At 36.4% G+C, this 16,882-nt stretch carries 17 protein-coding genes; 13 read left to right on the top strand and 4 right to left on the bottom strand.

Going from position 1 to position 16,882, the window contains the following annotated elements; genetic code table 11:
• The 6 genes from nirD to Q4493_RS10130 all read left to right on the top strand — a co-directional run bounded on the left by nirD (position 1) and on the right by Q4493_RS10130 (position 6,435).
• Positions 1–336, top strand: a complete 336-nt coding sequence (nirD, locus tag Q4493_RS10105) for a nitrite reductase small subunit NirD (RefSeq protein WP_303452177.1) — start codon at positions 1–3, stop codon at positions 334–336.
• Positions 337–488: 152 nt separating this feature from the next.
• Positions 489–977: a MarR family winged helix-turn-helix transcriptional regulator gene (locus Q4493_RS10110; RefSeq protein ID WP_303452178.1), complete on the top strand. Its 489-nt coding sequence runs from the start codon at positions 489–491 to the stop codon at positions 975–977.
• A gap of 704 nt (positions 978–1,681) precedes the next feature.
• Positions 1,682–4,270, top strand: a complete 2,589-nt coding sequence (gene glnD, locus Q4493_RS10115; protein WP_303452180.1) for a [protein-PII] uridylyltransferase — start codon at positions 1,682–1,684, stop codon at positions 4,268–4,270.
• Positions 4,271–4,419: 149 nt separating this feature from the next.
• Positions 4,420–5,226, top strand: coding sequence for an exodeoxyribonuclease III (gene xthA / locus Q4493_RS10120; protein WP_303452182.1), 807 nt, complete (start codon positions 4,420–4,422; stop codon positions 5,224–5,226).
• Positions 5,227–5,276: 50 nt separating this feature from the next.
• Complete coding sequence (rlmA, locus tag Q4493_RS10125; RefSeq protein WP_303452184.1) at positions 5,277–6,086, top strand: 23S rRNA (guanine(745)-N(1))-methyltransferase; 810 nt, start codon at positions 5,277–5,279, stop codon at positions 6,084–6,086.
• 10 nt (positions 6,087–6,096) lie between these two features.
• On the top strand, positions 6,097–6,435 hold the full coding sequence (locus tag Q4493_RS10130) for a hypothetical protein (protein ID WP_303452186.1): 339 nt from the start codon (positions 6,097–6,099) through the stop codon (positions 6,433–6,435).
• 91 nt (positions 6,436–6,526) lie between these two features.
• Here Q4493_RS10130 and yfbV read toward each other — a convergent pair whose 3' ends face one another.
• Positions 6,527–6,952 carry a terminus macrodomain insulation protein YfbV gene (yfbV, locus tag Q4493_RS10135; protein ID WP_303452188.1) on the bottom strand — a complete coding sequence of 142 codons (426 nt, stop codon included), beginning with the start codon at positions 6,950–6,952 and terminating at the stop codon, positions 6,527–6,529.
• A gap of 156 nt (positions 6,953–7,108) precedes the next feature.
• Here yfbV and Q4493_RS10140 point away from each other — a divergent pair, with 156 nt between their 5' ends.
• From Q4493_RS10140 to Q4493_RS10170, 7 genes are all read left to right on the top strand, one after another.
• Positions 7,109–8,305, top strand: a complete 1,197-nt coding sequence (locus Q4493_RS10140; RefSeq protein WP_303452190.1) for an acetate kinase — start codon at positions 7,109–7,111, stop codon at positions 8,303–8,305.
• A gap of 1 nt (position 8,306) precedes the next feature.
• Positions 8,307–10,430, top strand: a complete 2,124-nt coding sequence (gene pta / locus Q4493_RS10145; RefSeq protein WP_303452192.1) for a phosphate acetyltransferase — start codon at positions 8,307–8,309, stop codon at positions 10,428–10,430.
• Positions 10,431–10,921: 491 nt separating this feature from the next.
• Entirely contained in the window at positions 10,922–11,296 is a 375-nt protein-coding gene (locus tag Q4493_RS10150; protein WP_303452194.1) for an ACT domain-containing protein, read from the top strand.
• 7 nt (positions 11,297–11,303) lie between these two features.
• A complete protein-coding gene (locus Q4493_RS10155) occupies positions 11,304–11,651 on the top strand; it encodes an ArsC family reductase (protein WP_303452196.1) in 348 nt (115 codons plus the stop codon).
• Positions 11,648–12,787, top strand: coding sequence for a succinyl-diaminopimelate desuccinylase (gene dapE / locus Q4493_RS10160; RefSeq protein ID WP_303452197.1), 1,140 nt, complete (start codon positions 11,648–11,650; stop codon positions 12,785–12,787). The genes Q4493_RS10155 and dapE overlap by 4 nt, the downstream gene beginning before the upstream one ends.
• Positions 12,788–12,798: 11 nt before the next feature.
• On the top strand, positions 12,799–13,479 hold the full coding sequence (locus Q4493_RS10165) for a M15 family metallopeptidase (RefSeq protein ID WP_303452199.1): 681 nt from the start codon (positions 12,799–12,801) through the stop codon (positions 13,477–13,479).
• A complete protein-coding gene (locus Q4493_RS10170) occupies positions 13,472–13,654 on the top strand; it encodes a hypothetical protein (RefSeq protein WP_303452201.1) in 183 nt (60 codons plus the stop codon). Before Q4493_RS10165 ends, Q4493_RS10170 begins: the two co-directional genes overlap by 8 nt.
• A gap of 99 nt (positions 13,655–13,753) precedes the next feature.
• On the opposite strand, the gene Q4493_RS10175 is transcribed toward Q4493_RS10170, so the two are convergent.
• The 3 genes from Q4493_RS10175 to Q4493_RS10185 form a co-directional block, all read right to left on the bottom strand.
• Positions 13,754–14,542: a M48 family metallopeptidase gene (locus Q4493_RS10175; RefSeq protein WP_303452203.1), complete on the bottom strand. Its 789-nt coding sequence runs from the start codon at positions 14,540–14,542 to the stop codon at positions 13,754–13,756.
• Between the two features lie 74 nt (positions 14,543–14,616).
• Positions 14,617–16,101: a cell wall metabolism sensor histidine kinase WalK gene (locus tag Q4493_RS10180; RefSeq protein ID WP_303452205.1), complete on the bottom strand. Its 1,485-nt coding sequence runs from the start codon at positions 16,099–16,101 to the stop codon at positions 14,617–14,619.
• Positions 16,098–16,823 carry a response regulator transcription factor gene (locus Q4493_RS10185; protein WP_303452207.1) on the bottom strand — a complete coding sequence of 242 codons (726 nt, stop codon included), beginning with the start codon at positions 16,821–16,823 and terminating at the stop codon, positions 16,098–16,100. The genes Q4493_RS10180 and Q4493_RS10185 overlap by 4 nt, the downstream gene beginning before the upstream one ends.
• Positions 16,824–16,882 lie beyond the last annotated feature (59 nt).

Below are 16,882 nucleotides of genomic sequence, written 5' to 3' on the forward strand. Positions count from 1 at the left end.
ATGACTACAAATAAAAACTGGCAAACTATCTGCCAAAAAGACGATTTAGTGAAGCACTCAGGTATCTGTGCATTACTTGAAAACGACCAACAAATCGCTATTTTCCAAACAGGCGACGATCAGGCCCATACGATCAATAATTGGGATCCTGCTGGCAAAGCAAATGTTTTATATCGAGGCATAGTCGGTGATGAAAATGGCGAGTTATTTGTCGCATCACCACTATATAAAGAGCGATTTTCTTTACAAACAGGTAAATGTTTAGATGACGAAAACTTAGCTGTAACGCCATATCAAACGCGTATTATTGATAATAGCGTGCAAGTATTTGCATAACTTGATACCATCATTTCGTTAAAAATAGTGAGCTTTGGCTCACTATTTTTTTGCTTAAAACTTGTCACGAATATTATTCTTTATAACGCTTTAATTCATCTTATACACTTTTATGTTACCCTTACGAAAAATTACGACAGAAAACGTTCGACATGGAAAAATATGAAGAATTGCTGATCTCAATCCGTAAGGTTATTCGCGCGATTGACTTGCATTCCAAACAATTAAATAAATTATCTGGGCTGACAGGTCCTCAATTACTGATCATGCAAGAAATTGCTCGAGTTAAAGGCGTAACAGCAAGTCAAATTGCCAAACAAATTAACTTAAGCGCAGCAACAGTAACAAATATATTAGATCGCTTGGAAAATAGAGGCTTGATTGAAAGAGTGCGAAGCTCTGAAGATAAACGCAGAGTGAGTTTATTTTTAACTGACAGTGGTCGTAACTCATTAATTGATGCCCCTCAGCCATTACAAGAACATTTTATTCAAAAGTTTTCCTGTTTAGAAAACTGGGAACAATCGCTTTTACTCTCTTCAATGCAAAGAATCGCTTCTATGATGGATGCCAGTGAACTTGATGCTTCGCCGGTATTAGAAATAGAACCTATGCACATGAGCTCTGAAAAGAAAGAGTAAGCTCTTTCTTTTTATTTCATGTCTTCAAAAAGACAATAAATTTAGCATTTTTGTTGTTTATCAACTGATCACAGTACCATTTAAAACGCATCGAGATTTCCACTGAACGGCTTAACTATCGCGGTTTATCACGAGTAAACCATAAATAAATTCGCTATAACTCTAATTAATTTCTTATATTATCGCTTCTGCTATAAATTCCGCACACAATGTTTTTATAAATCTTATTAAGCTTTTTATATCTATTTAACTTTTTTATGTCTTATTAAGGTTTATTAGCCCCATAACCCCGACTCAATTTACTCTATAACGACAACTTCGCAAACTCCATAAAAACCAGCCTATAAACATATAATTACGACTCCGTATACAAATAACTACTCGTCAAAATCAAATCACACAAGCTCATTCAGTTAAGAGTTAACCATCATTTATTGACATAAATAACACTCGTTTATTCACAACAATTTATTTAAGTAATGCTTAGCTTATCTATCATATAACTACTCTCAGTTGAGAAAATTACTTAGAGTTGATACTATTGAGTTGTTTTTATGGATAAATATCCTCACTGAGCATCAGATCACGATTTATTTCATCAGCTATAATCCTCTGATAAATTGCTCTTTTACGATGAAAAATTGTTTAGCTGATTTTGTCCAAAAGATTAAACACGACTCTAAGAGAAAGTATTAAATACATTTATGAACTCACTTGTTAATATCGACCTTTCCAGTTCAATCGCAATGAAAGCTTACTTAGCTGAGCAACAACAAGTATTTGAAGAACGCTTCTTTGATACCCCCATAGAAACCCTACAAAATCAGCGAGCGATATTATTTGATCAATTATTGATTGCGCTATGGCAACATTATCAGCTTGATACCATTGAAAACCTTTCGTTAAATGCTGTTGGCGGCTATGGTAGACAAACACTTCATCCCAAATCAGACATTGATATTTGCATTTTATTCGACAAATCTATCGCTAAAAATCACGAAGCAAACTTAACCGCTTTTTTAACCCGATTATGGGATCTAGGCGTTGATATTGGGCATGCAGTGCGTTCGATAAAAGAAAATATCAATGCGGCAAAAACTGATATTACCATTGCCACTAATTTACTTGATATTAGAACCTTAGTTGGTCAGCCTTCTCACGCGAAATATATGCTAGAAGCGTTATATAACAACAGCTTATGGAATAGCGAAAAGTTTTGTCAGCATAAACTCCAAGAACAAGATGACAGACACGACAAAGCAAAAAACACCGCGTTATATTTAGAGCCTAATATTAAAAATAACCCTGGCGGTATGCGTGATGTGCAAACCATTATTTGGATCGCTCGTAAACATTATAATGTGCCCGACGTGCAATCGTTAAAATCGCTTGGCGTGCTGAAATCTGATGAATATTACGAATTAATCGAGTCGTATGATTTTATTTGTCGAATTCGCTGGGCACTGCATATGGTGTCTAATCGTGCGGAAGAAAAGCTCCTGTTTGATCATCAATTAGAAGTCGCCAAATATATGAAATTTGGCTATGGCGACAACGCTCAACTCGCCGTTGAAAAGATGATGCGTCAACTTTTTAGAGCAATGACCCGTATTCAAGAGCTTAATCAAATGATGATTGGCGTTTTTAAACGTGATGTCTTTCATGTGAATAAAAACCAATCTAACTCAATTGATTTAGGCGATGGCTTCATCCTTGCCAACAATATGATCAAGGCAAATTTTGACGAAATTTTTCTCAATAAAGCCAACGTATTACAATTATTTAAGTTAATTGCCGAGTATGATCAAATAAAAAATATTGCTCCAGAAACCTTAAGACTTATTCGTCAAACGCGCAGAAGGCTATTAGGTGAGTTGCAAGATTACCAAGAATGTCGAAAAGTCTTTATTTCAATAATTAAACATAAAAATGGCTTAAAACGAGCATTTAGTTTAATGCATCGTTATGGCATTTTAGCGGCCTATTTTCCACAATGGAAAGCGATAGAAGGCCAAATGCAGTTTGATATGCATAATGCCTATACCGTTGATGAACACGCTTTTAAACTTATTCAATGTATTGATAATTTTGAAGTAAATAAAAAAAATAAAAACTTAATTAACAGTATTTATAAGCCCTCTTCGCATAAACATATTTTGGTGATTGCAGGCTTATGCCATGACTTATCAGGTAAACAATCCCATGAAACCAATGAGATAAGCGCCATTCATGCAAAAGAGTTTGCGTTATTACACCAATTAAAAAAATCTGAAGTAGATTTGATCCATTGGATTGTCGAGCATCAAGACTTACTCGTTTCTACCACGCAAACACTTGATATAGCCGATCCTGAAGTGATCAAAAAAGTCGCCAAACAAATTCGTACCGAATCAAAACTCAATGCACTTTACTGCTTTACTGTCGCTGATTTAATGGCAACCAATGATGAAATGTGGAATGAATGGCAAGAAAGCCTGTTAAATGACTTATATATTTCTCTTAGAAGTGCGTTAAAAAATGGTATTGAAAATGTCTTTGAGCAACGTACCGTTATTCGTGAAAACAAAACAGAAGCATTAGCTGATTTACTAGCAAAAGGTTATGACAACGTACAAGTTAAAACACTGTGGTCAACCTTGCCTTCTAGCTTTTTCAGTTCAAATCAATTGCATGAAATTGTTGAATTTACTATGCAGATACTCAGCAGTGATTCACCTGAACAAGCGGTGTCAATTTCAGATGATTCCAATTTAGAATGTAGTAATTTACTCGTATATACCAACGATAGAAGCATGTTGTTTGTTGATATTTTTAATACGCTGTCGTTATTGAAAATAAATGTTAAAGAAGCCCAACTACATAAAACCAAAAATAACAAAGTGTTAGAAGTCATTAAAATTCTTGATCATAACGGTGAGTCTATTGCTGATCCTTACCGAATTAAGAAAATTATCAGTCGCGTTGAAGAAGTGATCTCAGGCGTTGACGTTGTCAAAAAACCTTCTAGCCCCAGATTTGTTAAAAACTTTGATAACACGCCAGTGGTCGAATTTTTATCTACTCCTAAGCCGAATAAAACGTTATTAAGAATCAATGCCCTTGATGATCCTCTATTTATCGAGGAAATTTGTAATGTCTTTAAACATCAACAACTCACCATTCACTCGGCAAGAATGAGTACCTTAGGTGAAAGTTCAGAAAATGTTTTTTCAATTTCGTCTAAAGATAATGAAGCAATTTCACCTGAAGGCAAACAAGAATTAGCGGCACTATTAATTAATAAAATAGCTTAACACGCCCAAGTATATGCTTGATAAGTCTGTTAAATACGTGAGTGATAATAAAACCTAGCCATATCACGCATTTTCATTTTTCTCTGTTTTCAATCATGTTATTATCGCAAAAATAAAATTCACACTTAGCTCACCTCTTAAGGTTTTCGATGAAAATTATCTCTTTTAATATTAATGGCCTACGTGCTCGCTTGCATCAATTACAAGCAATTATCGACAAACATCAACCCGATATTATTGGCTTACAAGAAATAAAAGTGCATAACGACGCTTTTCCGGTTGAAGACGTTGAAGCGATGGGTTATCACGTGTATTTTCATGGTCAAAAAGCGCATTACGGCGTTGCTATGCTCTGTAAAAAAGAGCCAAGTAAGATTCAATATGGCTTCCCAACTGACAACGACGATGCACAAAAACGTATGATCATGGTAGAATCTACCAACGATCAAGGTGAAACAGTAACCGTACTTAATGGTTACTTTCCACAAGGTGATAATATAGCCCACGAAACAAAATACCCTTATAAACGCCAGTTTTATAAAGATTTAATGGGATATTTAGACAGCCATCATACCCTTGAAGATAACGTTATAATCATGGGGGATATTAATATTTCGCCTATCGATTTAGACATAGGCATTGGCGAGCCCAACAGAAAACGTTGGTTAAAAACAGGCAAATGTAGTTTTCAACCCGAAGAGCGCGAATGGTTAGCAACCTTAATGAATTGGGGCTTTAAAGATACTTTTAGAGAATTACACCCAACGCGCGAAGAACGTTATTCTTGGTTTGACTACCGCTCTCGTGGATTTGACGACAACCGTGGCTTACGCATTGACGTGGTACTTGCCACGGAAAAGTTAGCCGCTACTTGTATTGAGTCAGACGTGGATTATGAACTACGAGGCATCGAAAAGCCTTCTGATCATGCACCTATTTGGTCGACCTTTAAATAAAATAGAGCCCAGAGCAAAGGGAGAATGAAGCAATTCTCCCGGTTAATCTTATGAGTCAAAATCCACAATATCAATGCCCTCTTTGCCAAAACACGCTTTTATTGGAAGCGCGAACGTTTCGTTGTCAACAACATCATTGTTTTGATCTCGCCAAAGAAGGCTATGTCAATTTATTACCAGTGCAATTTAAACACTCTAAAGAGCCAGGTGATAATAAAACCATGGTCAATGCCCGTAGAGCATTTTTAGAACAAGGCTATTATCAGCCTTTAGTTAATAAGCTCCTTGAAATTTATCGCGCTTACGGACAACAGACAGCGAAACTTTTTGATGCGGGTTGTGGTGAAGGTTACTACACTCATCAGCATAAAACCGCTGAAAACACAGTATACGGTATCGATATTGCCAAAGAAGCGGTAAAAAAAGCGGCTAAGAAATATCAACAATGTCATTTTAGTGTTGGTACTTTGTCGCAATTGCCCTTTGAGGATGGCTTTTTTGATTGGATGATTTCTATTTACGCGCCCATTTTAGAGCAAGAATTTACTCGCGTACTAAGCAAGCATGGATACTTTTTAACGGTTACTCCTGCCCAACGCCATTTAATTGAATTAAAAGAAAAAATCTACCTAGAAGCCAAAGAGCATGACGTTGAACGCCAACCTATTGAAGCGCTTAGCTTAGTTCATCAAGAAACCCTATCTTACTCGATGACTTTAACCACAGGTGAAGATATTTTAAATTTACTGTCGATGACTCCATTCGCGTTTAAAGCAAGTGAACAGCTAAAGCATGAATTAGCTCAATTACAAAACTTTCAATGCCAAGCCGATTTTCATATCCGTTTATATCAAAAATAAGTCTTTAGTTATGCTTTATCTTTACTTAGGTTATTTAATCATTCAACTATACCCAGTAAGCAATAAACTATTCACCGAAAATATTGCTGTTTCTGCGATTTTCTTTTCCTTAATTGTTTTTTTACTTTGGTCTTTTATTCCATTGATTGGCTATTTATCGTCGATGTTGATCAAAATATTACCCAAATATAACAAACGATTTTTCCTAGCTTATGGAGCTATGGTGGCCTTAGTAGAAAATGGCTTATTTTATGTTGATATTCTCACCTATGAACAAAATGTTTTGAGTACAGGCATCAGTGCTGCCTTATTTTTTCTTGTTCCTTTTATTCCTCAATCAAAAACGTAACCCGCAATTAAAATTTTCCAAAAAAAAAGCGTTAACCCTTTAAAGTTAACGCTTGCTAATTTTTCAAAAATATCAATATTAACGGTAAAACTTATGAGCTGTGATGTGCCCCTGAATAACTAACATTCAATAACTTTGCTAAATCAAAGTATCGAGGCTTTTGTACCGACAGCTTAATATTACCACCGCTTTGATTAATTTTAGCTACGCCTTCTTTATACCAAGCGGCTAAAGCAGGAGGTAAAAACTTGTCGGCTTTCACACCTAACATCACTAACGATTGAACAGGAATACTTAGAATAAAAAAAGCGTAAAGCACTGATTGTGGTAACTGTTGTAAACCACCTAAATAAAGCTGCATGATAAAGACGAATAAAGCTACACCTGGTAAATAACGGCAAACTAAACGACTGACTTGAATGGCACGATATTCTTCAAAATAACTCGCCAATTCAACTTTTTCTGGCCAAAGTTGTTTGTACTTTAACCCTAACTTGATAATTTCTACTACGTTCATAGGCGCACACTATAACAACTATTAATTAAAAGATAGTATAAACTTGTTCTATAGTCTAAATAATAGGCAAGTAAATAAAAAAGTTGTAGCAAGTCAAACTTCTGTAAATAAAAAGAGTCTATACTCTACTTACCTTTAGCAAATCCCTTAAAATAGATGCAAAACAATATATTAGTAATTAACTGTGGTAGTTCTTCTTTAAAGTACTCATTAATGAACCCCGTCAACGGTCAACTTATTCTTTCTGGTCTTGCCGAATGTTTATTAACCGAAGAAGCGGTAATTACCATTAAACATCAAGAGAAAAAAATTTCCACGTCATTAATTGCGCCTTTTGATCATGAAGTAGCTATACAATTTTTAGTGGACTATTTAACCCAACATCAACTCAAAGAAACAGTATCTGCTATTGGTCATCGTGTTGTTCATGGCGGAGAAAAATATAGCCAACCCACCTTAATTGATGAAAAGGTTAAAAGCAGCATTGAGCAATTATCTAAGCTTGCTCCTTTGCATAACCCCGCTAACTTACAAGGAATACAAGCGGCTGAAAAAGCGTTTGCTCAAACACCACAAGTGGCAATTTTCGATACGGCATTTCATCAAACGATGCCTAAACGATCGTATTTATATGGTTTGCCCTATCATTTTTATCAAGACCATGGCATCAGAAAATATGGTTTTCATGGCACCAGCCATTACTTTGTTTGCAAAGAAGCCGCGACTATCCTTAATAAGCCAATGGAGCAATGTAATATTATTAGCGCTCACCTTGGCAATGGTTGCAGTGTCACAGCCGTTAAACAAGGAAAAAGTGTTGATACTAGTTTAGGCCTAACTCCTCTTGAAGGGGTTATGATGGGCACACGTAGTGGCGATATTGATGCTGGCGTTATTTTCCATCTGGTAGATCAACTCGGTTATAGTCTTGAAGATGTGAATACTATTTTGAATAAAAAAAGTGGTTTACTGGGCGTTTCACAATTAAGTAATGATTGCCGAACGATTGAAGAAGCCGCCAGTAAAGGTAATGAACAAGCAAAACTCGCGCTTGATATATTCAGTTATCGTATCGCAAAAAGCATTGCGTCATTTTCTTGTAATTTTACATCATTAGACGGTTTAATTTTTACCGGTGGTATTGGTGAAAACTCACTGCTGATCCGATCATTAATTTTATCGCAACTTACCCTGTTGAATTTCCACGAAGATAAACTTGCCAATGAAACCATGCGATTTGGTAAACAAGGCAATATTGCTAAAATTGACTCTACCCCTTGCTGGGTAATCCCAACAAACGAAGAATGGGTTATCGCTGAACAAACCTATCAACAATTAAATCAGGAGCAATAAGATGGCTCGACGTATCATGTTAATTCCCGTTGGTTTTGGCGTTGGTTTAACCAGTGTTGCATTAGGTTTAATGCATGCATGTCAGCAAAAAGGCATTAAGGTTGGTCACTTTAAACCGATCAGCCAACCTTCTCGCAATGTTTTACAAAATAAAAATCAGGTGATCAGTCTTTCTCAAAATAGCAGTTCTATTCCATTAAGTTATGTTGAAGAACAAATGGGGGAAGGACATCATGACGTAGTACTTGAGCAATTAGTCGCAAATTTCGACGCTTTTAGCAAAGATTATGACCTAACGATTATTGAAGGTTTGATCCCAACAACACGCCAACCCTATGCAGGAAGAATCAATCGCGACGTTGCTCAAACACTATCCGCTGAAATTATTCTTGTGGCATCACCAGACAATGACTCGCCTGAAGAGTTTGAAGATCGCCTAGAAATGAGTGCAGAAACTTTTGGCGGCATTAAAAACAAAAAATTAATTGGCTGTATTATTAATAAAATTAATTCTCCTGATAAAGATGAATTTGGCCTTTTACCCAGAGAGCATGAATTCAACAATGAAATAGATAATTCAGCTTGGCAAAATTTATCAATATTTACAGCTAGAAATTTTGACTTGCTTGGTAGCATTCCGTGGGAAATGGATCTTATCGCACCTAGAGTTATTGATATTTGTGACTATTTAGAAGCCAAAGTGATTAACGCCGGTGATATTGATCATCGAAGAATTCGCAGTATTAGTTTTTGTGCGCGTAGCGCTGAAAATCTAATGAGTCATCTGCAACCTAGTCGGCTCATTGTTACGCCTGGCGATCGCACGGATATCATAATTGCCACTTGTCTTTCAGCTATGAATGGCACGAAAGTCGCGGCTTTATTACTCACCAATGGCTATCAGCCAAACGAACAAGTCATGCTATTGTGTAAACAGGCATTTATGACAGGTTTACCGGTATTATCGGTACCTTGGGATACATGGCAAACCTCCCGACACTTAATGAATTTCAACCCTGAAATTCCACAAGATGATCTACAAAGGCATGAAAGAGTTAAGCAATATATTGCTGATAATATATCTGAACAATGGTTAACCGACTTATCTAATCAAGCGACAGAGCTGGAGAAATTTTCACCGCCCGCATTTCGTCATAAGCTTACTGAACTAGCCAAACAAGCCAATAAATTAATTATTCTGCCAGAAGGTACCGATGTTCGCACCATTAAAGCCGCAGCAATTTGTGTTGAACGTAATATTGCTCGTTGCCAACTTTTGGGTGATAAAGAAACAATTCTTACCATTGCAGAACAACAAGGTATCAATTTACCTTCAGGTTTATTAATTACAGATCCTGCTTCGATAAAAGACAATTATATCGCACCATTAATGGAGCTAAGAAAACATAAAGGACTCACTGAAGTAGTCGCTAAACAAGAACTCAATGATAACGTTGTGTTAGCAACAATGATGTTACAACTAGGGCAAGTAGATGGTTTAGTCTCTGGCGCTGTAAATACCACAGCAAATACTATCCGCCCTGCACTTCAGCTGATTAAAACCGCACCTAATAGTAATTTAGTGTCGTCAATCTTTTTTATGTTACTGCCAGACCAAGTATTGGTTTATGGCGATTGTGCCATTAATCCAGAGCCGAATGCCGAACAGTTAGCCGATATTGCAATTCAATCTGCTGATTCAGCTAAAAGTTTTGGTATTGACCCGAAAGTCGCCATGATTAGTTACAGTACCGGAAATTCAGGTAAAGGTGCGGACGTTGAAAAAGTAATTAAAGCGACCGCTTTAGTCAAAGAACGTCGACCCGATATAGTTGTTGATGGTCCATTACAATATGATGCCGCTATTATGGAAAATGTTGCTAAGAAAAAAGCGCCAAATAGTCCTGTTGCAGGAAAGGCGACGGTTTTTGTGTTTCCAGATCTAAATACCGGAAATACAACCTATAAGGCGGTACAAAGATCGGCAGATTTAGTTAGTATTGGCCCCATGCTTCAAGGTATGAAGAAACCCGTCAATGATTTATCACGTGGTGCATTAGTTGATGATATTGTTTACACCATTGCCTTAACGGCTATACAAGCCAATAACATTAAAGATGAGTGAGTAACTAACAATACTATTCTTGTAGTAAAAGCATTAATTTAAGCTCTTTTAATCTTAGTTAACTAGAAAATTTAACTGGATTAACTGCCATTAGTTATCAAATAGACATTTAGCCTATTATTAATAAAAATTTGTGCATTTATTGACTAGACAAAAAACGAACGAACACAAAAACCCATACCAAACAGTAACTTAAAAAGATAAACAACACTTGCTCACAATGATATCCACAGCTTTTGTGGATATCATTTTTTATATTAACCTTATCTGTTTTCGCAATCTGCCTAAGATTTAAACTAAAAAAACAAAGCACTTTATTAAGTTTAATAGCAAACACTCTTATTTAAACAATTCCTCTATTACAACGTTGAAAAAACTTTTGTTTTTGGTATCGATAGAATACAGAAATCAGTGAGGCTCTCTAGCGTTATGACCATGACAACGGTATAGTAACCACACATTAATAATTCAGTAATCTTTAACCTAAATTTATGCTTACCTTAAAATTATTAAAAGAAAATTTTTCCATCCACAGTTTAGCTGTTGATAGTAAAATTCCGGCAAAAGTGTTTGATGCACCAATTTATTTTATTGGTAAAACATACGATGAAGTTTCCATTGTTATACCTAGTTCCATTAACATTGACAGTGAAGATGTTGAAGCCGACTGGCAAGCACTAGAAGTAGTTGGCCCATTAGACTTTAACTTAACGGGGATTTTATCCAGTATTTCGACGGTACTTGCCAATGAAAAAATCAGCATATTTGCTATTTCAACGTTCGATACCGACTATATATTAGTAAAAACAAACAAAGTAAACGATGCTGTATCAGCATTACGTAAAAACCATTATCAAGTAATTTAAGAAGCCAATGACAACTCTCTACGGAATAAAAAACTGCGACACAATTAAGAAAGCACGTAAGTGGCTTGAAGATCAACAAATCCCTTATCAATTTCACGATTTTAAAACCGATGGTTTAAGCCATGAGTTACTCGCTGAATTTGTCAGTAAAAGCGACTGGCAAATATTGCTCAATAAACGCAGTACAACCTATAGAAACCTCAGTGATGAAATAAAAGAAAATTTAACCGATGACGTTATGTTTAACGCCGTGTTAGCGCAACCAACACTGTTAAAACGTCCATTATTATCGCTTGCTGACAATATGCATATCGGCTTTAAAAAAGAACAATATCAAGAGTTATTTGCCCAATGAGTCAACCTACATCAGCGGTAATCGAATTAACCAAAACACTTATTTCACGAGAATCAGTCACCCCAATTGATGCCCAATGCCAAGTATTAATGGCAGAAATGTTAGCGAAATCAGGTTTTTCTAACGAAAGCATGGTGTTTGAAGATACAACCAACTTATGGTCAAGACGAGGCAGCGAATCGCCTGTTTTTTGCTTTGCAGGTCATACCGATGTTGTCCCAGCCGGAAACCTTGATAGTTGGAATACGCCTCCCTTTGAACCCACGATTAAAGATGGCATGTTATACGGACGCGGCGCGGCTGATATGAAAGGTAGTTTAGCAGCAATGTTGGTGGCAACAGAAAAGTTTGTCGCTGATCATCCAGATCATAAAGGCTCGATTGCCTATTTGATCACCAGTGATGAAGAAGGCCCGTTTATTAACGGAACTACGCGCGTTATTGATACCTTAGAAGCGCGAAATGAAAAAATTGACTATTGTATTGTTGGTGAGCCATCGAGTACTCATGAAATAGGCGATATTATTAAAAATGGTCGTCGTGGCTCTATCTCAGGTGAATTAACGATTCGAGGCAAACAAGGTCATGTAGCTTACCCTCAACATGTCATTAACCCTATTCATAAGGCTATGCCTGCTTTAGCTGAATTAAGTAGCACTCATTGGGATAATGGCAATGATTATTTTCCTGAAACGAGTTTCCAATTATCCAATATTGAATCAGGTACTGGCGCCACCAACGTGGTACCTGGGCATTTAACTGCATTATTTAATTTACGATTTAGTACAGAGCTTACCTTTGACACAATCGTTGATAAAGTGAATGAGATATTAACTAAGCATGAACTTGATTACGACATTAAGTGGACCTTTAATGGCAAGCCTTTTATTACTGAGCCAGGAATTTTTATTAATGCGGTGAGTACTGCAATAGAGACGGTCACCGGTCGACAAACTGAGCTATCAACCTCAGGTGGTACTTCAGACGGCCGGTTTATTGCACCAACAGGTGCAGAAGTTATTGAAGTCGGCCCTTGTAATGCAACAATTCATCAAGTAAATGAATCGGTAAAATGTGCGGATTTAGAAGCCTTGGTCGATATTTATTATCAAACATTAGTGCACGTTTTAACATAAGCTGCGCAAACATGACTATTGAAATATTAACAGGACAATCTGATCAACATATTCATTGGCTCTCTGCCAATACCGGCATTCACCAAGAGGTTATCGAACCTTGGCAAAAGCTCTGTGCCGCCGCTGACAAACAAGGCTTTAACTTAACGATAGCTAGCGGTTTTCGCTCATTTGAGCGTCAATTAGCCATTTGGAATAAAAAATGCCTTGGTCAACTTGTTATTAAAGATATGAATAACAAGCCGGTTGATGTTTTTAGCCTTAGTGATGATGAAATAGTACAGGCGATATTAACCTTTTCAGCACTTCCTGGAGCTAGTCGTCATCATTGGGGTACCGATATAGACTTTTACGATAAAAATGCCTTAGCTGACGATCAAAAACTGCAATTAGAGCCATGGGAATATCAAGACAATGGTCCTTTTTTTGCGTTAACTCAATGGTTAAAACAACATGCAGCGAGTTATGGATTTTATTTTCCTTATGACAAATACCGTGGCGGTATTGCTGCTGAGCCATGGCATTTATCTTACTTCCCTATCGCTGAAAAATTTGAAACACAACTAACGCAAGAAAAGCTTTATGACTGTCTGCAAAAAGCTGACATCAAACTCAGAGCAAATATTTTAATGAAACTCGCTGAAATATATCATCAATATATTACTAACATCGGACACAATGACCATGGATAGCTGGATTGCCCCAACCCTTATTATCATTGCTTTAGTACTTATTATTGGTAACTTTAGTACTTTCCAAAAAAGTGCGAAAACACCGCTTCGTAAAAAAAGTCTTAATGATTTAAAAGAAACATTACCAAGAAGTCATAAAACTGAACATAAAATGAAAACTGTTCCGAAAAAATAATACGTCAACACTTTTATCAATTAACGTAAAAAAGCCTTAAGTGTGATCCTTAAGGCTTTGTTATTTTTAGGTGTTAATTGCCGTTGTTTGATTAAAACGTTAAGGTCTTGAACAACTAGGACGATTTTTGCTTTGATAGTATTTTCTAGCTTGAGCTAAATGTTGACCTAAATCATCAATCCTTGTTTGATTTGACGGGTGAGTAGATAAAAACTCAGGTGGTGCACCTTTCGATTGTTTTGCCATATTCTGCCATAAAGCAATAGCCGCTTGAGGCTGAAAACCAGATTTAGCCATTAAATCTTGCCCAACAATATCCGCTTCACTTTCATGCATTCTGCTATATGGCATTAAAAAACCATATTGTGCGATTGCCATGCCAGCCATTAACCAAGTTTCTTTGTTTTCAACACCTTGCTGCGTCAATATCGCACTACCTGCGGCTGCGCCCATTTGTGTTAACTGATTAGAAGAAAGTCGCTCATTTGAATGGCGCTCAATAACATGAGCAACTTCATGACCAATAATCGCCGCTAATTGGTCCTGATTTTCTGTCACTTGCAAAATGCCCGTATACACACCAATTTTCCCGCCCGGTAAAGCAAAGGCATTCACTTGTGGAGAGTCAAACACAACGACTTCCCAATCACCATCGTGAGCAGATTTTGGCACATGTTTAATCAACGCATTCGCAACGCATTGCACATATTGATTGGTTTTGATATCTAAACTAATTTTTTCTTTTTGCTTGAGCTCTTCGAATGAAGTTATCCCCATTTTGTTTAATTCACTATTAGAGAACAAGGTTATTTGATTACGACCGGTAGAAGATTTAGCGCAACCAGTAATAGTGATAATGACTAAACAGATTAATAATTTTATATTCACAATAAATCCATATAATTTAAAAGTTAACCCCTCTATTTTAGAAACTATTTCACTAAATTTCGAGGCAAAATTAGTTATATTTTATCTGCAGTTATAACACTAAATGAAAATTCACTCCCTTTACCTATTTCACTCGTAACGCGTATTTCACTTTTCAACAACTCTAATAATTTTTTCGTGATGGCTAAGCCAAGTCCGGTATGCTTTTCATCACTTTCTACCGCATTACTTGCTCGATAACGTGTATCAAATATATAAGGTAATTCTTTAGATTTTATGCCCGTGCCATTATCTTTTATTTTAACCACAGATTGATATGGGTTATATGTTTCAATGCTTAACGTAATTTCACCACCAATGGGCGTATGGCGAATAGCATTTTCAATTAAGTTACTCACAACTCTTTCCAGTTTTGCTATATCACTGTTAATAACCAAAGTGGAACATGGAGGGGAGATTTTCATTGAAATCTGCTTTTTTTGACTTTTTAAGCTAAATTTTGCCATCACATCATAAAGCAACTCAGTGAGGTTAAAATTTTCTAGATTCAAAGATACCTGCCCTCCTTCTAAATGCGCAAGTTCAAAGATTTGATCAATCAATTGTTTTAACTGTCGTGCATTTTTTAATGAAATATCAATGTATTTTTGTTGTTGCTCAGGCGTTAAATGTTCGGCATTTAAAGAAATTGTTTCAATATAGCCTTGTAGTGACGCAAGTGGTGTTCTTAAATCATGAGAAATATCAGCTAACAACTCTCTGCGTTGGCTGTCGTTTTGTTTTAATTGCAGCAATTGCTCATGAATTTGTTCGGCCATTGCTTCGAATACTTCTCCTAATAAATGGACTTCATTATGACTATGCTGCTGCCAATGTGTGAGCTTTACCTTTGTCGTATCAAACCCTGCCGATTTAAGTGCGGTAATATCCCTATTTAATAACCTAAGTGGCCGGGTAAAATAGGCAAACAGCCCAAGCATCACAATAAATAGAAAGCATAATGCACCAATAGAAAGCACCATTGACAGCTTAACTTGCTTATTAATATTTTGTCTTTCAAAAGCAGTTTCATAGCGTTCGCCAGCAACAATGACATATAAATAACCTTGCAAGGTTGCGCCATTGAAAACTGGAGCTGCTGAAAAAATTTTTTGCCGTGTTTGATGTTGAGGATCATCACCATAAACAGGTAAATCCGCTTGATTTTGTGTCAAACGGTTTAAAGGAGAAACATTCACTTTGTTGCGCTTGATTGAAGATGGCGAAAGTGAATGGGTTAATATGTTTCCTTGTGGATCTAAAAAGTAAAATTCAAAAGCAGGCCCTAAAACCATTAGGGTATGAAAAAGATTTTTTAGTGCCTGATGATCATATACCCCTTGTTGTAACAAAGGGTTATCCCTTGCTAAATTTGCTGCTAATGATAAATGTAAACTTTGTTCTGATTCATACCTTGCTTGTTTTTCAAGTTGTACCGACCATAAATAAAATACGCTAATAATTACAATAAAGACCAATAACAAAGATAAAGAAAGGCGCTGATAAAGTGATAACTTCACGCGGCAACACCTTGTTTTGATAGTTTATAGCCAACGCCCCACACCGTTTGAACAATTTCAGGTTTGTTGACATTTTTCTCTACTTTATTTCGTAAGCGATTTATATGTGAATTTACCGTATGTTCATAACCACTATGATGGTAACCCCAAACTGAGCTTAATAATTGTTCGCGAGAAAAAACTTGTTCAGGGTGAGAAGCTAAATAGAGTAATAGGTCGAATTCAGTTGAGGTTAGATCTAATTCTTTACCAGCAAGTAAGGTGCGGTGAGTTAAGTTATCTATTTGTAGCTGCCCTAACGTTAAGTATTGCTCAGGAGCGGAAAGACTTTTTAACTGAGTATTTTTTTCGATAGTTAAATGTATACGACGAAGCTGAGTGCGAATACGGGCTTGGAGCTCTCTGACACTGAAAGGTTTCGCCATATAATCGTCAGCACCTAGCTCTAAGCCTAATACTCGATCAATTTCACTATCACGCGAGGTTAACATGATAATGACTTGTTCAGGTTTACTTTCTCTTACTTTACGACAAACATCTAACCCAGATATGCCAGGCAACATTACATCAAGAATAACGAGTTTATAATCATGCTTTTCAATTTTTTCGAGTGCTAATTCACCCGTAAGGCAATGCTCAACCTGTACAGGCAATTCTTGTAAATTCACTTTAATTAATTCAGCAATATCTTGTTCATCTTCAACAATAAGTATTTTATCCATTTTATTCCCTTCAACTTAATTCTAATGAAGCTAAATTGAACGGAATAATATGAGGAACG

The sequence above is a fragment of the Colwellia sp. 1_MG-2023 genome, from assembly GCF_030546755.1.
Classification (GTDB): domain Bacteria; phylum Pseudomonadota; class Gammaproteobacteria; order Enterobacterales; family Alteromonadaceae; genus Thalassotalea_H.